14 protein-coding genes are annotated in these 20,477 nt (G+C 69.6%); 2 read left to right on the forward strand and 12 right to left on the reverse strand.

Going from position 1 to position 20,477, the window contains the following annotated elements; genetic code table 11:
* Nucleotides 1-4: 4 nt before the first annotated feature.
* The 5 genes from rplU to E0500_RS01275 form a co-directional block, all read right to left on the reverse strand.
* On the reverse strand, nt 5-325 hold the full coding sequence (rplU, locus tag E0500_RS01255) for a 50S ribosomal protein L21 (RefSeq protein WP_004931419.1): 321 nt from the start codon (nt 323-325) through the stop codon (nt 5-7).
* Nucleotides 326-515: 190 nt separating this feature from the next.
* Complete coding sequence (locus E0500_RS01260; protein WP_131562984.1) at nt 516-1,862, reverse strand: phospholipase D-like domain-containing protein; 1,347 nt, start codon at nt 1,860-1,862, stop codon at nt 516-518.
* Between the two features lie 475 nt (nt 1,863-2,337).
* Nucleotides 2,338-6,399, reverse strand: a complete 4,062-nt coding sequence (locus E0500_RS01265) for an Rne/Rng family ribonuclease (protein WP_131562982.1) — start codon at nt 6,397-6,399, stop codon at nt 2,338-2,340.
* Nucleotides 6,400-6,672: 273 nt separating this feature from the next.
* Complete coding sequence (locus E0500_RS01270; protein ID WP_131562980.1) at nt 6,673-7,485, reverse strand: TIGR03936 family radical SAM-associated protein; 813 nt, start codon at nt 7,483-7,485, stop codon at nt 6,673-6,675.
* 48 nt (nt 7,486-7,533) lie between these two features.
* A complete protein-coding gene (locus E0500_RS01275; protein WP_131562978.1) occupies nt 7,534-8,721 on the reverse strand; it encodes a hypothetical protein in 1,188 nt (395 codons plus the stop codon).
* Between the two features lie 139 nt (nt 8,722-8,860).
* Here E0500_RS01275 and E0500_RS01280 point away from each other — a divergent pair, with 139 nt between their 5' ends.
* Complete coding sequence (locus E0500_RS01280) at nt 8,861-9,547, forward strand: DUF899 domain-containing protein (protein ID WP_131562976.1); 687 nt, start codon at nt 8,861-8,863, stop codon at nt 9,545-9,547.
* A 49-nt stretch (nt 9,548-9,596) separates the two neighbouring features.
* Here E0500_RS01280 and E0500_RS01285 read toward each other — a convergent pair whose 3' ends face one another.
* Nucleotides 9,597-9,953, reverse strand: a complete 357-nt coding sequence (locus E0500_RS01285; protein ID WP_131562974.1) for a carboxymuconolactone decarboxylase family protein — start codon at nt 9,951-9,953, stop codon at nt 9,597-9,599.
* 243 nt (nt 9,954-10,196) lie between these two features.
* Between E0500_RS01285 and E0500_RS01290 the strand changes: the two genes are divergently transcribed.
* Nucleotides 10,197-10,799, forward strand: coding sequence for a hypothetical protein (locus E0500_RS01290; RefSeq protein WP_181586828.1), 603 nt, complete (start codon nt 10,197-10,199; stop codon nt 10,797-10,799).
* 293 nt (nt 10,800-11,092) lie between these two features.
* Here E0500_RS01290 and E0500_RS01295 read toward each other — a convergent pair whose 3' ends face one another.
* From E0500_RS01295 to mreD, 6 genes are all read right to left on the reverse strand, one after another.
* The gene (locus tag E0500_RS01295; RefSeq protein ID WP_131562972.1) at nt 11,093-11,647 is read right to left on the reverse strand and encodes a hypothetical protein; all 555 of its coding nucleotides are present in this window, start codon (nt 11,645-11,647) and stop codon (nt 11,093-11,095) included.
* Between the two features lie 747 nt (nt 11,648-12,394).
* Nucleotides 12,395-14,335, reverse strand: a complete 1,941-nt coding sequence (locus tag E0500_RS01300) for a TIGR03960 family B12-binding radical SAM protein (RefSeq protein ID WP_131562970.1) — start codon at nt 14,333-14,335, stop codon at nt 12,395-12,397.
* A gap of 118 nt (nt 14,336-14,453) precedes the next feature.
* Complete coding sequence (locus E0500_RS01305) at nt 14,454-16,082, reverse strand: CYTH and CHAD domain-containing protein (protein WP_181586829.1); 1,629 nt, start codon at nt 16,080-16,082, stop codon at nt 14,454-14,456.
* 113 nt (nt 16,083-16,195) lie between these two features.
* Nucleotides 16,196-17,395 carry a rod shape-determining protein RodA gene (gene rodA, locus E0500_RS01310; RefSeq protein ID WP_131562966.1) on the reverse strand — a complete coding sequence of 400 codons (1,200 nt, stop codon included), beginning with the start codon at nt 17,393-17,395 and terminating at the stop codon, nt 16,196-16,198.
* The gene (gene mrdA / locus E0500_RS01315; protein ID WP_131562964.1) at nt 17,392-19,689 is read right to left on the reverse strand and encodes a penicillin-binding protein 2; all 2,298 of its coding nucleotides are present in this window, start codon (nt 19,687-19,689) and stop codon (nt 17,392-17,394) included. The genes rodA and mrdA overlap by 4 nt, the downstream gene beginning before the upstream one ends.
* Before the next feature lie 118 nt (nt 19,690-19,807).
* A complete protein-coding gene (gene mreD / locus E0500_RS01320; RefSeq protein WP_131562962.1) occupies nt 19,808-20,476 on the reverse strand; it encodes a rod shape-determining protein MreD in 669 nt (222 codons plus the stop codon).
* Between the last annotated feature and the right edge of the window lies 1 nt (nt 20,477).

The raw sequence follows: 20,477 nt of genomic DNA on the forward strand, positions 1-20,477 counted from the left end.
TCCCTTACTTCGCAGCCGCGGGGATCTCAGTGACCTTGATCGCCGTGTACTGCTGGCGGTGGCCCTGACGACGGCGGTAGCCGGTCTTGTTCTTGTAGCGCAGAATGTCGATCTTCTGGCCCTTGTGGTGGTCCACGACCTCGGCCTGGACCTTGATGCCGGCCAGCACCCACGGGTCGCTGGTCACAGCGTCGCCGTCGACAACGAGCAGGGTCGAGAGCTCGACCGTGTCGCCAACCTTGGCAGTGGAAATCTTGTCAACCTCAACGATGTCGCCGACAGCAACCTTGTGCTGGCGACCACCGCTGCGCACGATGGCGTACACGCGGATCTCACTCTCTCGCTCGGAAACGGCACCCCCGCAGTCCAGCCGTCCGACACACGAACGGCCTCTCCCACAAGCGCGCCCGGCGCCCGGGAGGATGAGGTTTACGGGGATGTGACGCATCAGGGGACACGCCGACGGTCAAGGGTACGAGGACACGCCCGAAGGGGTCAAACCGAGCCCCTCTCCGTCACGTGGTGGGCTTCTCACCGTCCGCGGGCAGCGGCTTCACGCCCTTGCACAGGTCCGTGCCGTCCGCCTTCCCCGGGTAGGCGACCCCGATCACCTTGTTGAAATGCACCTTGTACATGTCGTGCACGGCGCTGTCGTCGACCTTGACGATCGACTCGTCGTTCTCCCGCAGGGCAGGCCCGGTGTAGTTCCCCGACCCGGTAAAGCTGATCTTCTTCCGCGCCCCGTCGTACATCCCGTCCACGAGGATGTACTTGGAGTGGATGATGTACGGCGTGGTCAGCTTCTTCCCGGGGTTCAACGGGTCCCGGTCGTCGTTGTAGCACCGCACCGTCGGCCCACCGGACGTGTGCATCATCTCCCACGTCCCCTTGGTCCCGCCGCTGCTCTTCGCGCTGTCCGACTCGGCGTACACGATGCTGACGTTGCAGCCGGCCTTCTTCAGCGCGACCAGCTTCTCCGCGATGGCCAGCCGCGTGATCTTGAAGATCGCCACCCGCACCCAGGTCTTCTGGGTGACCCCCGCGCTGTCCTTGTACGTGCACTGGACGTTGTTGAGCACGGAGTACACGGTGTCGGTGTCCCGCGTGTTCCCGGCCCGCGGAAAGAAGTAGGCCTTGTATAGCCCGTTGCTGACCGTCCGGTACTCCCAGGACTTCCATCCCCTGGCGACCATCGTGTCGAAGTAGTCCGCGTACGCGTCGTACATCGTCGGGTTGTTCGGCAGCAGCAGAGCGTCGTTGAAGAACTTGGTGTGCGCCGAAGGCGTCGAGTTGGACGTCGTCTGCACGACGACGTTCGTGGCGCCCTCGACGGCCGAGAACAGCCAGAACTTGTTGTGCATGATCGACTGTCCGTACTTCGGGTCGCCCAGACAGGACTTGTCCACCGGACAGGTCGTCACGTACGACCCCTTCGTGCGATCCGTACCGAGCGCCGCCGCCAGAGTGCTGTACGAGGTGTTGGCGGGCCGATCGCTGACGCTCGACTCGTCGAGCAGCACCTGCACACGGACACCACGGTTCTCGGCGGCGATCAGCGCGTCCACCACCGACGCCTCCCACACGTGGTAGACGGCGACCTTGATGGTGGACCCCGGCAGCGCCGCATCCGTCAGCTCGATCAACCGCGTACGAATGGCGAGCTGCTCATCACTCGCACCCAACGGATCGTTGAAGATGGGCCCCTCGATCCAAGCGGGCGCGGCTTCGGCGGTGCCTGCCGACACAGCGACCTGCACCCCCGCCGCCGACAACACCGTGGCCAACGCCACAGCCTGCCGCCCGGCCCTGACCGGCTTCACACCACGGTGCCGCCCAGCACCCCTCAGGCGCACGCGCGCCATGCGATCCCCTCCCCGCCTTGCCCCGAGCCAGCGCTCTCCCCAGAGCCCACTCGGTGTTCATTCATGTGACCAGCAACTAACCAGCCGAGTTTTTCAGGTGGCCTCCCTCGATCCAAGAGGGGGGTGCGGTACGCGAGCCCTCCGGGCCTCCGACAGCTCAGCGGGGAAACGCACCACAACGGGGACAACGCCCGCCCCCACCGGCCGCCAGCCGCGTACGCACGGCAGGGGGTGTGCCGGGAGGTGTCCGCCCGCAGCGGCCGGCGTCCACCGCCGAGCACCTGACTCCCCCACAGACCCGCCGGACCGAGGACGGAGACCTCCCGGCGCGCACCCGACCCACGACGAAACCGCAGGCGCCCAAGCCACGACGGCGGGAAACGAACCCCGGAGGACACACCGGTGCCCCGGCCCAGCGGACAAGCCACCGGACCGGGGCACCGGTTCACCAAGCCAGGCAAACGCCCCGACAGACTCAGCCTTCGTCGGCGGAAGCCGTCACCGTGGACGGCGCCTGCTGCGCCGCAGCGGCCGTCTTCTTGGTCGCCGACTTCTTCGTCGCCTTCTTCGCCGTAGTCTTCTTGGCCGCGGTCTTCTTGGCCGCCGTCTTCTTCACGGCGGCCTTCTTGGCGGTCGCCTTCTTCGCAGCCTTGCGCGCCGCCTTCTTGGCAGGCGCGGCCTCCTCCGCGACACCTTCACCCGCGGAAGCCTCGGAGACTTCAGAAGCCGCGTCCGCCACGGACGCCGCAGGAGCCTCACCAGCCGCCTCAGCCGAAGCCGCCGGCACGACCACCACAGCCGCGTCCTCGGACGCGGTAGGCGCGGTCGCCTTCCGCACGGCCCGCCGCCGCGGCCGCGCAGGCGCAGCCGACTCCGCAGCCTCAACCGCAACCACCGGCTCGGCGACCGACTCGGCGGCCACCGGCTCCGCAACGGGCTCGGCAGCCGACTCCGACTCCGGCACGGTCACCACGGCCTCCTCGGCCGAAGGAGCCCCGGCCGGCGCAGACGCCTTCCGGGTCGCCCGCCGCCGCGTACGCCCCTTGGGCGCGGCGTCCGCCGGAGCGGCGGCAGCCTCGGCCACGGGCTCCTTCGAGACCGCCGGAGCCTCCTCGGTCACGGCAGGCGCCGTCTCGACCACCGGGTTCTCCACCGCCACTACCGGCTCGGCCTCCGCGCCCCTCCGCGCCTTCGGCGCCCTGGCCGGCGCCGAGACCTTCCGGGTGGCCCGCCGCCGAGTACGCCCACGCGTAGCCGCGGCCTCCGCCTCGGCGACGCTGCTGTACAGCTCCTCGTCCGGTGCGAGAACACCCACCAGCGACTCCGCCGCGACCTCGGCGACCTCCGCCGCGACCTCCGCCACGGGCTCGGCCTCGACAGACTCCGCCACCTCGGCGACTTCGGCCGCCTCCGCCACGTGAACGTGCTCGTGCTCGGCACCCCCACGCCCGCGCTTGCGCCGCTTGCCGCCGCCGCCCGTGCCCGTCGCCTGATCCATGTGCACGATCACGCCACGTCCGTTGCAGTGCACGCAGGTCTCGGAGAACGACTCCAGCAGCCCCTGCCCGACCCGCTTACGGGTCATCTGCACGAGCCCCAGCGACGTCACCTCGGCCACCTGGTGCTTCGTACGGTCGCGTCCCAGGCACTCCAGCAGGCGCCGCAGCACCAAGTCCCGGTTGGACTCCAGCACCATGTCAATGAAGTCGATCACCACGATGCCGCCCAGGTCGCGCAGCCGCAGCTGGCGCACGATCTCCTCGGCCGCCTCCAGGTTGTTCCTGGTGACCGTCTCCTCCAGGTTGCCGCCCTGACCGGTGAACTTGCCGGTGTTGACGTCGACCACGACCATGGCCTCGGTCTTGTCGATCACCAGCGAACCACCGCTCGGCAGCCAGACCTTCCGGTCCAGCGCCTTGGCGAGCTGCTCGTCGATCCGGTACGTCGCGAAGACGTCGACCTCGGAGGTCCACTTGGACAGCCGGTCGGCAAGGTCGGGCGCCACGTGCGAGACGTACCCGTGCACCGTGTCCCACGCCTCGTCACCGCTCACGATGACCTTGGAGAAGTCCTCGTTGAAGATGTCGCGGACGACGCGGACGGTCATGTCCGGCTCGCCGTACAGCAGCGACGGCGCGTTCGAGCTGCCGCCGCTCTTCGACTTCTTCCGGATGTCCTCCCACTGCGCCTGCAGCCGCTCGACGTCCCGGCGCAACTCCTCCTCGCTCGCGCCCTCGGCGGCGGTGCGCACGATGACGCCCGCGTCCTCGGGGACGATCTTCTTGAGGATGGTCTTCAGACGCGCGCGCTCGGTGTCGGGCAGCTTGCGGCTGATGCCGGTCATCGACCCCTCGGGGACGTACACCAGGTAGCGGCCCGGCAGCGAGACCTGGCTGGTCAGACGCGCACCCTTGTGGCCGATCGGGTCCTTCGTCACCTGGACGAGCACGGACTGCCCGGACTTCAGGGCGCTCTCGATCCGCCGCGGCCCGCCCGAGAGCCCCAGCGCCTCGAAGTTCACCTCGCCGGCATACAGAACGGCGTTCCGTCCCTTGCCGATGTCGATGAACGCGGCCTCCATCGACGGCAGCACGTTCTGCACCTTGCCGAGGTACACGTTGCCGACGTACGAGGTCGACTGCTCCTTGTTGACGTAGTGCTCGACGAGCACGCCGTCCTCCAGGACGCCGATCTGCGTACGGTCGCCGTTCTGCCGGACGACCATCACGCGCTCCACGGCCTCACGGCGGGCCAGGAACTCGGCCTCGGTGATGATCGGGACGCGGCGACGGCCCTGCTCACGGCCTTCCCGGCGGCGCTGCTTCTTGGCCTCCAAACGGGTCGAGCCCTTGATGGACTGCACCTCGTCGGAGGGCTCGGTGTCCTTCCCGCGCCGTTCCCTCGGCTCGCGGACCTTGACGACCGTACGCTCCGGGTCGCCCTCGTCGGGCTCCGTGTCGACGGTCGTGTCACCCGCGCGGCGCCGACGGCGCCGACGGCGACGGCTGCTGCTGGAGCCGGCCTGCTCCTCGTCGCCCCGGCCGTCGGCCGCCTCCTCGGCGTCCTCGTCGACCTGCTCGGCGGTGTCCTCGGCGTCCTGCGCGGCCTGCTCGGCGGCGAGCTCCTCGGACTCCGTGGACTCGCCCTCCGCGTCGGCGGACTCGCCCCGGCGACGGCGACGGCCACCGCGGCGACGCCGACGGCGCGCTCCGGTCTCCTCGGCCTCGTCGCCCTCGGCCCCCTCCGCCTCGGCGGACTCCTCGGCCTCGTCGACCTCTTCCGCCTCGTCGGTGGTCACGGCCGCGGGCTCCTCGTCGAAGCCGCGCCGACGGCGACGCCGCCGCGAGCCGGTGCTCTCCTCCTCCGGGAACTCCTCGGCCGCGGGGGCCTCCTCCGCCGCCTCGGCGGCAGCGGCGGCCGCAGCCCGCTCCGGCGTCTGGAACATCGGCTCGGTGAACACGGGTGCCTGGAACACCGCGACCGCCGGCCGCGCGGGCCGCTTCGCTTCTTGCTCGCCACCGTCCTCGGCCGCGGGCCGCACCTTGGGCTCGGAGAAGCCACCGGCAGCCTTGCGGGTGGCCCGCCGACGGGTCCTACGCGGAGCGGCGGCTTCGGCGGCCTCCTCGGCCTCCGGGGCCGGGGTCTCCTGCGTGGCGTCCGCCTTGGCCTCGACAGCCTCAGCGGCCTCAACAGCCTCTCCGGCTTCTTCAGCCGCGGCCTCGGGCTCAGGCTCGGTCACGCTCTCCTGGGCGGCGTCTCCCGTGGCCCCCCCGGTCGGCGCGGACACGCGCCGCGTGGCACGCCGACGGGTACGGCGAGGAGCAGCCTCCTCGGCCACCTCCGCGGCCACGGGCTTCTCCTCTGCCTCGACGGGCGTCTCGACCTCAGCAGCGGGCGTCTCCGCGGCCGCCTCGGCGACGACGGTCTCGGCGGCCGTGGGCGCCCCGGCGGGCGCCGACGCACGCCGCGTAGCCCGACGACGGGTACGCGGCGCAGGAGCAGAAGCCACCTCGGCCTCGCCGACAACCGGAGCCGACTCGGCAACGACGGGCTCAGAAACCTCGGCAGGCTCAGCAGCCACGCCGCCGCTCTCACCACTCACCGGAGCCACGGACACCACCGTCTCCGCAGCCTCCGGCGCACCGGCAGGCGCCGACGCACGCCGCGTAGCCCGACGCCTCGTACGCGGAGCAGAAGCAGACACAGGAGCCACCTCGGCCCCAGCGGCCTCCGCAACCGCCTCTTCGGCGGCGGCCGTCTCAGCCACCGCCTCCTCGTTCTCGTTCTCTGTGATCTCCCCGACCGCGACGACCCGCGCCACCTCGGTGGTCGCGGCCGTCTCGTCGGCCGCAAGGGCCGCGGAGTCCGCGGGCGGTGTGGCCGGCGCGATGGTCTCCACGGGCGCCTCGGCGGTGCCCGCGGGCGGGCCCGCGGGGCGGGACGCGGCACGGCGCCGCCTCCGCGGCGGCAGGGTGTCGCTGGGGGTGTTGCGTTCGGAGTCCGTCACGGACTCTGCGGGTTCGTTCGGTTCGAGCATGCGGGCGGTTCTCCCGTCAGGCTCCCGGGCGCCGCGCCTGGTCCGGCGATGCCGGTGACGTCCGCGGCTCGCGCTGTGCGCGGTGCCGCCGTCCGGGGCGCGGGCGCCACACGGGAGCTCGCTGTGTCCTGTCTCGCCGGTTCCGTACGCCATGTTGCGTACGGCCTGGCGAAAGTCTTCTGTGAAAGTCTTCTGGTCGGTGCGCTGCCCGACCCAGGTGGCTCCCGAGTACGAGGGCGGCGCTACGACGTCCGTCCCTTCGCGGGACCTTCCTTACGCCGGCGCCGTCGCGGCGGCAGTCGCGCGGGCCGTGTGCGGCTCGGTCGCTGCTGCCTCGCGGTCGGGCGCGAGCGGGTCGGTCACCGTGCCGGTCTCTTCATCGAACAGCCCCTGCGCCAGCCTGGTCACCGCTGCGGGGACCGGCGGCGCCAGGTCGGCCACGGCGCGGAGACCGGACAGGACGTCGTCGGGTCGTACGGCAGGCGTCACGTGCCGAACAACCAGCCGCAGTATCGCACAGGGCTGGTCGGTCGGCCCAGAAAGGGCCGCGACGCCGGCCGCTCCGCTTGCGGTCGGCCGTGGACTGTGCGCCTCGGGGACTGCCTCAAGGTTCACGACGGCGGCGCGGGCGTCGAAGGCCCGCATGCCCTTCTTGGTCTGGCGCTCGACCTCGATGGTCTCGGCCGCCTTGAAGGCCACCACCGCGCGCTCCGCCTCCTCGGGGGTCACCCCGTCGAGACGCAGCTCCCAGGCGGACGCGGTGAGCCGGTCGGCGAGACCCGAGGTGCGGGCCTCGACCGCGTCGACGATGTCGAGCCCGGCGGGCATCGACTCGTCGAGGAGCTCACGCAGCTTGTCGGGATCGCGCGCCTCGGTGAGCGCGATCTCCAGGTACTCCGCCTCACTGCCCGTGCCGGTGGGTGCGGCATTGGCGTACGACACCTTCGGGTGCGGCGTGAACCCCGCCGAGTACGCCATCGGCACCTCGGCACGGCGCAGCGCGCGCTCGAAAGCACGCTGGAAGTCACGGTGGCTGGTGAACCGGAGGCGGCCGCGCTTGGTGTAGCGCAGTCGGATGCGCTGCACCGCCGGTGCGGGCGGCGGGCCTTCGGGCTGTCGCTTGCCCAGTGTCGCTCAGTCCTTCGTGAGTGCGGTCGTACTGCTACCAAGAGTACGTGCCTCACGGCCGACAGGTTCCCGAGGCCCGACGGACTGCCGCTGCTCCGGCTCTCCGAAGAGCATCCGCCGGAAGTCGGCCCGGGCCTGCCGGACGGACTCACGGGCGGAGGCCAGCGCCTGCCGGACGGCACGGCCCACACTGCGCGCGGCCTCGACGGCGGGCCGCCAGACCACGTCCCGTACGACATGCCCGACGGGGGTCAGCACGGTGCGGTACACCCAACGGACGGGCTCGACGAAGATCCACCGGAAGAGAGTGCCGAGGGCCCTCCCGACGGCCTGCGACACATGCCCTGCGATGCGCCACGCGTGCCCCAGCGCATCCCGGATCTCCCGCCCGACGACGACGAGCGCCCGCCCGATCGGCGCCAGTACCCACCGCCACACCGCGAGCGCGGGCAGCACGATCAGCACACGCCCGGTCCAGTACAGCGCGAGCCACACACCGGTGAGAAGCATCCGCACGAGCCACGCGACCCCGCCCGCGACCCAGGCGATCCCGTGCCCGACGGGCGTGAGCACATACCGGTACACCCACACGGCCGGCACGACGAGGAGATACCGCACCAGCCAGGACACGGCCGCGTACACACCGACCCCCAGCGCGGCGAGCACGAGCCCGATCCCCCTGACCAGCCACGCGATCCCGTGCCCGACCGGAGTCAGCAGGCGCGCGTACACCCAGCCGAACCCGGCCCCGATCCCCCGGCAGACCCGGACGACTCCACTCCACACACCCCGGGCCACCCACACGACACCCGCCCGGACGGCCCCGGCCACCCAGGCGATCCCGTGCCCGACGGGCGTGAGCACGTGCCGGTACACCCATACGGCGGGCACGACGAGCAGCACGTTCCCCAGCCAGGCGATCCCCTTCGCGACCGGCACGACGACGTACCGCCACAGCGCCACCCACGGCCACACGAACACGGCCCGCCCCACCCACAGCAGGGCCCGCCCCAACGGCCGCAGCACGGCGTCCTTCAACAGCCGCCCGCCCACGACCAGCGCGTCCCACACCATCCGTACCGGCACGACCAGCACCAGCACCACGATCCGCACCGGAACGCGCACCGCGACGGTGAGGCACCCTTCGGGCGACTGCCGCGCAGGCGGTTCAGCAGGCGACTTCTCCAGATTCATACCCGCGTAGACGCCTGAACGCCCTGTCCGGATGCAGCAGGTAGCCCCCGCCCTTTTCCTCTTGCCGGGCGTGCACCCGTGCCGGTGTCGGCCGACCCTTGACTCAGGGGGCCTACCGAAGTGAAAGGTGAACGTCGCAATGAAGACACCACCGGTCGTTTCCCCGCGGGAGTGGGAGGCTGCGCGCCAGCAACTGCTGGTGGAAGAGAAGCAGCTGACCCGCGCCCGTGACGCTCTGGCCGCCAAGCGCCGGCAGATGCCGTGGCAGGCAGTGGAGAAGGAGTACGAGTTCGACGGCCCCGAAGGCAAGGCCAGTCTGCTCGACCTGTTCGAGGGACGTCGCCAGCTGATCGTCTACCGCGCCTTCTTCGAACCCGGGGTGGCCGGCTGGCCCGACCACGCCTGCGTCGGCTGCTCCATGGTCGCTGACCACATCGGCCACCTCGCCCATCTGAACGCCCGCGACACCACTCTCGTCTTCGCCTCGCGCGCACCGCAGCCGGACATCCAGCGGGTGAAGGCGCGGATGGGCTGGACGATGCCCTGGTACACGATCACCGACGACTTCGACACCGACTTCGGTGTGAACGAGTGGCACGGCACGAACGCCTTCATCCGCGACGGCGACAAAGTGTTCCGCACCTACTTCATCAACGCCCGCGGCGACGAGGCGCTGGGGAGCACCTGGAGCTACCTCGACATGACCGCGCTCGGCCGGCAGGAGACATGGGAGAACTCACCCCAGGACTATCCCCAGAGCGCACCGTACGCATGGTGGCACTGGCACGACGAGTACGACGGTGGGGGCGAGTCGGCGCGGGGTTAACCGGCCCAGGCACGACCGCACGGCCTACCGGGCCGCTCGTGGGCCGGGCTCAGGACTTACTCCGCTTCCGGGCCTCGGCCCCGGCGATCGCCTCGGCGTCGGACTCGGCCACCGCGACGGCGAAACCGAGCGCCTCGGTGATGCGACCTGCCGCCGCCATGACACGTGCCGTGCCCACCACGGGGGCGATCGCCACGAGAACGTCCTGTATCTGCTCAACCGTCAGGTTGGCCTTGACGGCAGGACGGACGTGGGCGAGGTAGGAGATCGACGGCGCACCCATGGCCGCGAGCGCGGCGATGCGGGTGAGGATGAGCGAGCTTTCGTCCATGCCACAACGCTCGACCGAGTCGATGGTCATGGCGGAGAGGGTGTCAAGAACGGGAGCCTCAGACGACGTAGCCATCTCCGGACCGCCTTCCGGTGCTGTGCGGAACCGGCACGCGGCACCCGCCGGAGCACGGCACCCACGCGCCAGTTGCTTGCCCTTCCACCGTATGGGCCCTCCGAGCCTCACGCATGCGGGCTGAGCGGGTGACGCCGCGCCGCGAACGGGTGATTCAAGGTGGTTTTCCTCTCGCCGTATGGAAGGAAAAAAGCGGCATTCATGCGTGAACAAGACGCCCGCATGAGCATCAGGGAGGAAAGTATGCCGATACAAGCGACCGCGCTCGCGCGCGGCGGCGCGGTACTGGTCACCACTGCGGCGACCGTCGCCCTACTGGCCGCCCCGGCCGTAACCACCGAGGCCGAAGCCCACGACGGGCGGACCAACGGCGGGCGGACCAACGGCGGGCAGGCGGCCGAGACCAGGCAGATCGCGTCCTCCGTCCTGGACGCCGACGAGAACATCAAGTTCACCCTCACCGCGATCCGGTCCACCGCCGACCCGCTGAGAGCCTCCGTCCGTCTGAAGGCCTTCATGCGGCAGAACGGCAAGTTCGTGCTGTCGGACGAGGTACGGGTCGGTGCGGTGGACGGCTGGTTCTGGTTCCCGGTCACCGGGCGGGGCGCGATCTGCGAGTTCTCGACAGCGAGCACCAACCCCGCGCCCATCACCACGAGCCTCCTGATCACCCCGGCGATCGGCTGCTCACCGCCTCAGAGTTTCGAGCTGCGGGACGGGAAGTTCGAGGCCAACAGCAACAGCGCACGGACCCCGCGCGGCGGAGTGAGCGCCGGCGGTGGCGGCATGTCCGGACGGCCCGCACCCCGGGGAGCGTCGGTGGCCGCGCAGGACTCAGGGTCCTGACCGGCGCCAAGGCCGTTGAACCGATGCGAAGTGTCTGCGCCCCGGTTGAGGAACGTCCGAGAGGCCGAAGCCGTGGACTGATTCTTCGCGTCAATGCGGGAAAACCGCCGGAGGAGTGCGCACACTCGCAGCGTCGAGCCTGTTCCTGACCAGCGCCGGCATGCCGTACAACCCATCCAGGCCGGGCTATCCCCTCAGGGATACCCCGCACTTGGACCCCGGCCCGATTAGGGCGGGCCGGGGGCCAAGTGCTGAACAGACGGGCTTGTCGCTGCCTCAGGTCCACGTCGAGGTCAGCGGCGCTCGTTGTCGATCACTCGGAAGCTGCCTACGATCGCGGTGATCCCGCCGCCGGTGACTACCGTTCCAGGGATTGCACTACTGGAGCTCCGGGGCCCAATGATCGCAATTGGGGCACCGTTGTCACAGGTAATTCCGCTGAAGAATTCGATGGTCTTGTCGCTCTCGTTCCGGACGTTGAAGTTGGCGGATTGACTACTGATCACAGCGGTGCACACACCGTGCTCAGCTGCAAACGTTCGCTCGTTGACGAGGATCCGCCTCTCGTTGTTCCTGCGGTCGATGTCCGTCCGGTTGTCACCGCCCTGGGGGACAGAGGAAGCGGCGTCTTCCACGACGTTCGGGGCAGACTGACCAGCCGACTGACCAGCGGACTGACCAGCGGACTGCGCGGCCGACTGGGCGGCGTTCTGCGGAGCGGACCGGGGGGCCGAACTGGAAGCTGATGCGTAGTTCACCCCGGTTGCGGCCGCGGCCACAATGCCTACTGACGCCGCGATCGCGACAACGGCACGTTTACGCCTGCCGCTGCTTTTCCTTTCGGGCATTCCGTTTCTCCTTCTCTCAGGGGGTGTCAGATGATCGACCAGCCATGAATGAACATACTCGGACCATTTTCTGCCGCCACCGCAGAGATATCCGAAGGGTGACGGAAAGGGGGCCGACTGGGTGTGCGAAGGTCATGCACCGCACTTATGACGGACCATCAAACAACTGAGAAAAAGGGCAACTTGGCGAACCGTTGAGCCACCTGGGGGACAGCGCCGACGCTCATTCACCCCGTCGGCAGCATGTCGTGGACCGATGACACCGCTCACAACTGCTAGAGGCGTTCAGACACGGGCGATTGCCCCGTTGCCCGATGCCCCGGCCTCAGGGACCCGAGCGTTCCGCATGGAGTCGCGGTTCGCGCTGCAGGCCCCGCCACGCACCCCGAACACCCCACCGCACACGAGCGCCATCCCCGACATACTGACCGTCAGTCAGCCACTCGCGTACCCGCCGACCAATCTGTCGACCATCGGCTACCCACTCGACGTACTTGCCGAGCATCTCGGCGAGCCACCGCAGAGGGTGCACCGGAACACGACAGCCGCCGCCACGACAAAGCTGCTCGCCGCCCCGCTACTGCCGACCAACCCGGCGCCGACGACAGGCAACCTGCCCGCCGACGAGGCGGCGGCGACCAATGAGCGAGGCTCTGCAGACGGCGCCCGCCGAGCGGTACGACGCCGTGCCGACGCCGCCGCGGCAGCGGGTTGTCTCGCCGGCGCGGCGGCGTCGGCATGCGCCGTCTACTTCACCGTCAGCGGCAGCAGCTTCTTGCCCGTCGGGCCGATCTGGATGTGCGTGTCGAGCTGCGGACACACCCCACAGTCAAAGCACGGCGTCCACCGGCAGTCCTCGACCTCCGTCTCGTCGAGGGCGTCCTGCCAGTCCTCCCAGAGCCAGTCCTTGTCCAGCCCGGAATCCAGGTGGTCCCAGGGGAGGACCTCCTCGTAGGACCGTTCGCGGGTGGTGTACCAGTCGACGTCCACGCCGAAGGGGGCGAGTGCCTTGTCCGCGCAGCTCATCCAGCGGTCGTACGAGAAGTGCTCGCGCCAGCCGTCGAAGCGGCCGCCGTCCTCGTAGACCGCGCGGATGACCGAGCCGATGCGGCGGTCGCCCCGTGACAGCAGGCCCTCGACGATGCCCGGCTTGCCGTCGTGGTAGCGGAAGCCGATCGAGCGGCCGTACTTCTTGTCGCCCCGGATCTTGTCCCTCAGCTTCTGCAGGCGGGCGTCCGTCTCCTCCGCGCTCAGCTGCGGGGCCCACTGGAACGGGGTGTGCGGCTTGGGGACGAAGCCGCCGATCGAGACAGTGCAGCGGATGTCGTTCGAGCCGGAGACCTCGCGGCCCTTCTGGATGACACGGGTCGCCATGTCGGCGATCTGGAGGACGTCGTCGTCCGTCTCCGTCGGCAGGCCGCACATGAAGTACAGCTTCACCTGGCGCCAGCCGTTGCCGTAGGCGGTGGCGACGGTCCGGATCAGGTCCTCCTCCGAGACCATCTTGTTGATGACCTTGCGGATGCGCTCCGAGCCGCCTTCGGGGGCGAAGGTCAGGCCCGAGCGGCGGCCGTTCCTCGTCAGCTCGTTCGCCAGGTCGATGTTGAAGGCGTCCACACGGGTGGAGGGCAGCGAGAGGCCGATCTTGTCCTCTTCGTAGCGGTCCGCCAGGCCCTTGGCGATGTCGCCGATCTCCGAGTGGTCCGCGGAGGACAGGGACAGGAGGCCGACCTCCTCGAAGCCCGTGGCCTTCAGACCCTTGTCGACCATCTCGCCGATGCCCGTGATCGAACGCTCCCGCACCGGGCGCGTGATCATGCCCGCCTGGCAGAAGCGGCAGCCGCGCGTGCAGCCGCGGAAGATCTCCACCGACATGCGCTCGTGAACCGTCTCGGCCAGCGGGACGAGGGGCTGCTTGGGGTACGGCCACTCGTCCAGGTCCATGACCGTGTGCTTGGACACACGCCACGGCACGCCCGACTTGTTGGGGACCACACGGGCGATGCGGCCGTCCGGGAGGTACTCCACGTCGTAGAACGCCGGGATGTAGACCGCGCCCGTCTTCGCCAGGCGGAACAGGACCTCCTCGCGGCCACCGGGGCGGCCCTCCGCCTTCCACTCGCGGATGATCTTCGTCATGTCCAGTACGGCCTGCTCGCCGTCGCCGATGACCGCCGCGTCGATGAAGTCGGCGATCGGCTCGGGGTTGAAGGCCGCGTGGCCGCCGGCCAGGACGATCGGGTCGTCCACGGTCCGGTCCTTGGACTCCAGGGGGATGCCGGCCAGGTCCAGGGCCGTGAGCATGTTCGTGTAGCCCAGTTCCGTGGAGAAGGACAGACCGAACACGTCGAAGGCCTTCACCGGCCTGTGGCTGTCCACGGTGAACTGCGGGACGTCGTGTTCCCGCATCAGCTCCTCCAGGTCCGGCCACACGCTGTACGTGCGCTCGGCGAGGACGCCCTCCTGCTCGTTCAGTACCTCGTAGAGGATCATGACACCCTGGTTGGGCAGACCGACCTCGTACGCGTCGGGGTACATGAGCGCCCAGCGGACATCGCAGGAGTCCCACGGCTTGACGGTGGAGTTGAGCTCTCCGCCGACGTACTGGATCGGCTTCTGCACATGCGGGAGCAGAGCTTCGAGCTGCGGGAACACGGAGTCGGCGGCCGCAGCGACTTCGGCAGACATCTAGCGAACCTTCGTGAGCTGGATGGACTGGACGGAACTGACAGACACAAGTGACCATCCAGCCTAACGCGACTCACGCCACTGTCCGTACGCGTCAGGACGTGCATCACCGCCCGTGTCAGGGTGTGCACCACTGCGCGTAAGCGTCCGGAAGCGTCGCCTCGATCTCCGCCGCCCTGCGCTCCTCCCGGCCGTAGAGCACTCCGTACGTGAAGGAGATCTCCCCCGGCCCCTGGGCCTGCGACGCGAGGTCGCGCAGGGCCTCCCGGGCCATCACGCTGTCCTGGTGGTCACCGAGGAGGGTCTGGAGCGACTTACTGGCCCGGACCCGGGCCTTGAAGCGGTCGTCGAAGTCGACGGCCGCCTCCGCCGCGTACCGGGCGCGCTTGGCCTTCTTGCGGGCCTCGTGCATCGCCAGGTCGCGGTCGGTTCCGGAGGGTACGTCCAGGGCCTGCGCGACCAGAGTGGACACCTTGCCCTCCTCCCGCCGGACGGCCTTGGTGAGCACCTTCTCCGGATCGCCCTGGGCGGCCTTGAGCAGGGGCGGCTCGGCGAGCAGCGCGTCGAGGGTGTTCAGCAGGTCCAGGTACCGCGTTCCGTCGAGTACGGCGATCAGCCGACGGCGTGAGCCGGAGCTGCCCGCCTGCGACCAGGTGCGCAGCCGGGTGCGGACGGGGCCGACGAGGAGCGTGCTGGGCAGGTCGTCCAGCGCGGCCGTCAGGCGTTCGGTCAGCACCTCCTGGTCGCGGTCGACGCCCAACTCCCCCGCCAGCCACTTGAGTTCCGCACCGATGGGGTCCGTGAAGGTGCGGTCCAGGACCTTGGCGTACGACCGGAGGGAGCTGCGCAGCCGGCGGGTGGCGACGCGCATGCTGTGCACGGAGTCGGGCAGGTCGCGGCGGACGGCGGGGTCGAGGCCGACGATCGCGTCGCGCTGGGCGCCCACGTAGGCGAGGACGTGGTCGGCGGCGACCCGCGGGGGCTCGGGAGCGCGCTTGCCGCCCGCCTTGCCTTTCTTGGTCGCCTTGACCCCCTCAGCTGCCTTGCCGCCCTCAGCCCCTTTGGCCTCCTCAGCCCTTTTGGCTCCCTTGGGCTCCTTCGCTCCCTTGGCCTTCTTGTCGGGCTCACCCTTCGCCGCGTCGGCCTCGCGCGGTGTCGTCTCGCGCAGGGCTCTGGCCAGCTTCGACGGCGCCGCGGACGTCCGTACGCCCGCCTTGCGCAGCTTCTTGTCGACCTTGTCGAGGAACGCCGGGTCACGGCCGTCGGCCAGCTCGACCTCGATCTCGGACCACTGTGTGGCGAGCGGCACACCGGTGAGGCGCTCGGCGTGTACGGCGTCGACGCCGACCTCTGCGAGGAGTGCGCCGTCCGCGTCGAGCAGGTCACGGACGTCACGGGAGGAGCGGATACGGACGAGGGGGACGAGGTCGGTGTCACGGATCCGGGAGCGCAGGAGCCCGGCGAGTGCGCTGGGCACCGCGTCGGAGAGGGGCTCGCGGATCTCGTCCCGTACGCCGGAGGAGACGGGGAACTTCAGGTGCCAGCCCGCGTCGTCGCCTCCGGTGCGGCGGCGCAGAGTGATTCCCGCCGAGGCGAGGCGTTCGTCCGGGGTGTCGTAGTAGACGGCGTCCAGCTCGGCGACACCCTTGTCGACGACGGTCGCGACCCCGGCGACTCCGGTCAGGTCGGGCAGGCCGCTCTCGTCGGATTCGTACTTCCGCTCGATTTCGCGTTTCGTGTCCGCCATGAACCGAATCTAGTCGCCATTCCGTTTATGCGACATCCCCAAAACGGCATGACACCGACATCAGCCGTTCATCTCCGCTTCGGCCCCCCGATTCAGCATCCCGAGCGGAGCGCCTACGCCGACATGGGCCGCTGCACCCGGATGGACTGCAACAGGCCTACCGCCACCCACACCGCGAACATCGACGACCCTCCGTACGACACGAACGGCAGCGGCAGACCGGCCACCGGCATGATCCCGAGCGTCATTCCGATGTTCTCGAAGGTCTGGAAGGCGAACCAGGCGATGATCCCGGCGGCGACGATCGTGCCGTACAGCTCGGTCGTCTCGCGGGCGATGCGGCAGGCTCGCCACATCACCACACCCAGCAGCACGATGATCAGGCCCGCGCCGACGAAGCCCAGTTCCTCTCCCGCGACCGTGAAGACGAAGTCCGTCTGCTGTTCGGGCACGAACTGGCCGGTGGTCTGCGAGCCCTTGCCGAGTCCGGTGCCGAAGAGGCCGCCGGAGCCGATGGCGATGCGGGCCTGGTTGGTGTTGTAGCCGACGCCGGCCGGGTCGAGTTCGGGGTTGGCGAAGGCGGCGAACCGGTTGATCTGGTACTCGTCGAGGATCTTGAGCTGCCAGACCGCGACCGCGCCCATCGCGCCCGCGCCGATGAGTCCGAGCACCCAGCGGTTGGAGGCGCCGGAGGCGAGCAGCACGCCGAGCACGATGATGACCATGACCATGACCGAGCCGAGGTCGGGCATGAGCAGCACGATCATTATCGGCACGGCGGCGAGGCCGAGGGACTGCAGGACCGTGCGGTGGTCGGGGTACGGCTTGTCGCCCGCGTCCACTCTGGCGGCGAGCAGCATCGCCATGCCCAGGATGATCGTGATCTTCACGAACTCGGAGGGCTGGAGCGAGAAGCCGCCGCCGAGGACGATCCACGCGTGGGCGCCGTTGATGGTGGCGCCGAGCGGGGTGAGCACCAGCAGGATCAGGAAGACCGAGACGCCGTACAGGATCGGGACGGCCGTGCGCAGGGTGCGGTGGCCGAGCCAGATCGTGCCGACCATCAGGGCGATCCCGATGCCGGTGTTGAGCAGGTGCCGGACCAGGAAGTAGTACGGGTCGCCCTGGTTGAGCACGGTGCGGTTGCGGGTCGCCGAGTAGACGAGGGCCGCGCCGATCAGGGACAGCGCGACGGTGCACAGCAGCATCGGCCAGTCGAGCCTGCGGGCGAGCGAGTCGCGGGCGATCAGCCGGGCCCAGCCGGAGCGCTGGGGTCCGTATCCGGAGACGGAGAAAGTGTTGGCTCCTGTCATGGAGACGTCCTCCGCCTCTTCCTCTTCTTCAGGCTCTTCAGGCCCTTCAGGCCCTTCGGGTTCTTCGGGCGGGCTGTGCGCCGTCGGGTGTCGCGGTTGTTGCCGGCGCCGGGCTGGGGCACGGTGGCGGCCGGGTCGTTGCCCGGCACCGTCTGGGCCCCTTCCTCGGTGGCCCGCTCCGGCTCCTTCGGCGGGTAGGTCCCGATCTTCGGAGCGTCGATGGACCCGTCGGAATCGATCTTCGGCAGGCCCTCCTGCGGGGTGGAGAGCAGCGCCTTCTTCTTGTCGATCGCGCCGTCCTCGGAGACCCCGTACAGGGCGTTGTAGAGCTTGCGGACGGCCGGGGCCGAGGCTCCGGAACCCGTACCACCCTGGGAGATCGTCATGACGATCGAGTAGTCCTTGGTGTACGAGGCGAACCACGAGGTGGTCTGCTTGCCGTAGACCTCGGCCGTACCCGTCTTGGCGTGCATGGCGATCTGGTCCTGCGGCCAGCCCTGGAAGCGCCAGGCCGCAGTGCCGCGGGTCGCGACGCCGGCGAGGGCGTCGTTCATCTCGTCGCGGAGCTTCTGTGTTATCGGCAGCTTGCCGTGCGACTTGGGTGTGATCTCCTCGACGTGCTTGCCGTCGGCGCTGACGATGGCCTTGCCGACGGTGGGGTTGTAGAGGGTGCCGCCGTTGGAGATCGCCGAGTAGATCGTGGCCATCTGGATGGGGGTGACGAGGGTGTCTCCCTGTCCGATGGAGTAGTTGACGGAGTCACCGGCACGCATCTGGTTGCCTTCGAGGCAGTTCTCGTACGCGATGCGCTCGCCGTAGTCGCCGTCCTTCTTGCCGGACTTGCACCAGGCGTCCTTGTTGGCCGTCCAGTAGCTCTGCTTCCACTGGCGGTCGGGGATGCGGCCGGTGACCTCGTTGGGCAGGTCGATGCCGGTCTCGGCGCCGAGGCCGAACTGGTGGGCGGTCTTGTAGAACCAGTCGTCGGCGTTCTTCTTCGGCTTGGTGCCGCCGTCGCGCTTCCACTCCTCGTGGGCGAGCCGGTAGAAGACGGTGTCGCAGGAGACCTCCAGGGCTTGGCCGAGGCTGATCGGGCCGTACCCCTTGGACTCGAAGTTGTTGAAGACCTGGCCGCCGATGGAGTACGAGCTGGAGCAGTCGTACGGTCCGTTGAAGGAGTAGCCGGCGTTGACCGCGGCGGCCGTCGGGATGACCTTGAAGATGGAGCCGGGGGCCGACTGACCCTGGATCGCGCGGTTCAGCAGCGGGTAGTTGGACTTCTTCTCGGTGAGCCGGGCGTAGTCCTTGCCGGAGATGCCGCCGACCCAGGCGTTCGGGTCGTACGTCGGGTTGGACGCCATGGCGACGACACGGCCCGTCTTGGCCTCCATCACCACGACCGCGCCGGAGTCCGCCTTGTAGTTGGTGCCGGTGTTCCGGTCGTGCTCCTTGCGGGCCGCCTTCATCGCCTCTTCGAGCTCGTACTCAGCGATGCGCTGGACGCGGGCGTCGATGCTGGTGACCAGGTTCGAGCCGGGCTCGGCCGGGTCCGCCTGGGCACGCCCTATGACCCGGCCGAGGTTGTCGACCTCGTAGCGGGTGACTCCGGCCTTGCCGCGCAGCTGCTTGTCGTACTGGCGCTCAAGGCCGCTGCGTCCCACCTGGTCGGAGCGCAGGAACGGCGAGTTGGTGTCCTGGGCCTGCTGGATCTCCTCGTCCGTGACGGGCGAGAGGTAGCCGAGGACCTGTGCGGTGTTGGACTCGCCGGGGCTCGCGTAGCGGCGCACGGCCTGGGGCTCGGCGGTGATGCCGGGGAAGTCCTCGGAGCGCTCGCGGATCTGCAGGGCCTGCTTGGCGGTGGCCTCGTCGGTGATGGGGATCGGCTGGTAGGGGGAACCGTTCCAGCAGGGCTGCGGCGTCTTGGAGTCACACAGCCGGACCTTGTTCATGACCTCCCTGGGCTTCATGCCCAGGACGCCGGCGAGCTTGGTGAGGGCCGCCTTGCCGTCGTCCTTCATCTTCAGCAGGTCGGTGCGTGAGGCGGAGACGACGAGCCGTGTCTCGTTGTCGGCGATCGGCACACCGCGGGCGTCGAGGATCGAGCCGCGTACGGCGGGGTCGACGACCTTCTGCACGTGGTTGCCGGACGCCTCCTTGGCGTAGGCCTCGCCCTCGCGGATCTGGAGGTACCAGAGGCGGCCGCCGAGGGTGCCGAGGAGGGAGACGACGAGGATCTGGATGATGACGAGCCGGATCTGGACCCGTGGGGTCCGGCCCGTCTCGGGGATATTGGTCACTGCGGCTGCCTCCCCCTCTCAGAGCGCGTACGGGCATCAGAGCGCGTACAGGCATACGAGTACACCGACAAGCTGTGAGCGCCGGCGGCGGGCGCCCGTGTGGTCGACTGCCGTGCCCTCACAGCCGCTTGACCCCCTTGATGCGTCCGGCGCGGGCCATACGCGCTCTGACGGCCCTCATGCGGAGGCCGCCGCGCTGGCTGCCGATGCGCAGGCCGGTGCCGGCGGAGAGCCAGCCCGGGGAGACGTCGGCGGCCTTGGCGGAGGCGGTCTCGGCGAGCGGGTCTCGGTCGGCGCGGCGGGCCAGGGCGATGATCGCGGGGACGACGAAGGGGGCGAGCAGCAGGTCGTACAGGGCGGCGGTGAACAGCAGGCTGGGCAGGCCGACATGGCGGGCGGCCGTGTCGCCGACGAGGGCGCCGACGCCGGCGTACAGCAGGGTCGTACCGACGGCGGCGGCGACCACGACGGCCATGGGCCCGGTCGCGGACCTGAGCTGCCCGTTGTCGGGCTTGACGAGTCCGGCCAGGTAGCCGATGACGCAGAGCACGAGGGCGTAGCGCCCGGCGGCGTGGTCGGCCGGCGGGGCGAGGTCCGCCAGGAGGCCCGCGCCGAAGCCGATGAAGGCACCGCCGACATGGCCGTACACCAGTGCCAGGCCGAGGACCGTGAGGAGCACCAAGTCCGGTACGGCACCCGGAAGATGGAGTCGGGCGAGGATGCTCACCTGGACGACCAGGGCCACGATCACGAGGGTCGTGGAGAGCAGCATCCGGTTGAAGCGCATG

The sequence above is a fragment of the Streptomyces sp. KM273126 genome, assembly GCF_004337435.2.
Classification (GTDB): Bacteria; Actinomycetota; Actinomycetes; order Streptomycetales; family Streptomycetaceae; genus Streptomyces; species Streptomyces acidicola.

Bases quoted from the DNA above. Each gene is read 5' to 3' on its own strand.
- rodA (WP_131562966.1), bottom strand. From the start codon at position 17,395: ATGACAGGAGCCAACACTTTCTCCGTCTCCGGATACGGACCCCAGCGC.
- E0500_RS01260 (WP_131562984.1), bottom strand. From the start codon at position 1,862: ATGGCGCGCGTGCGCCTGAGGGGTGCTGGGCGGCACCGTGGTGTGAAG.
- E0500_RS01290 (WP_181586828.1), top strand. From the start codon at position 10,197: ATGCCGATACAAGCGACCGCGCTCGCGCGCGGCGGCGCGGTACTGGTC.
- E0500_RS01280 (WP_131562976.1), top strand. From the start codon at position 8,861: ATGAAGACACCACCGGTCGTTTCCCCGCGGGAGTGGGAGGCTGCGCGC.
- E0500_RS01300 (WP_131562970.1), bottom strand. From the start codon at position 14,335: ATGTCTGCCGAAGTCGCTGCGGCCGCCGACTCCGTGTTCCCGCAGCTC.
- E0500_RS01305 (WP_181586829.1), bottom strand. From the start codon at position 16,082: ATGGCGGACACGAAACGCGAAATCGAGCGGAAGTACGAATCCGACGAG.
- E0500_RS01275 (WP_131562978.1), bottom strand. From the start codon at position 8,721: ATGAATCTGGAGAAGTCGCCTGCTGAACCGCCTGCGCGGCAGTCGCCC.
- E0500_RS01265 (WP_131562982.1), bottom strand. From the start codon at position 6,399: ATGCTCGAACCGAACGAACCCGCAGAGTCCGTGACGGACTCCGAACGC.
- E0500_RS01285 (WP_131562974.1), bottom strand. From the start codon at position 9,953: ATGGCTACGTCGTCTGAGGCTCCCGTTCTTGACACCCTCTCCGCCATG.
- E0500_RS01295 (WP_131562972.1), bottom strand. From the start codon at position 11,647: ATGCCCGAAAGGAAAAGCAGCGGCAGGCGTAAACGTGCCGTTGTCGCG.
- mreD (WP_131562962.1), bottom strand. From the start codon at position 20,476: ATGCGCTTCAACCGGATGCTGCTCTCCACGACCCTCGTGATCGTGGCC.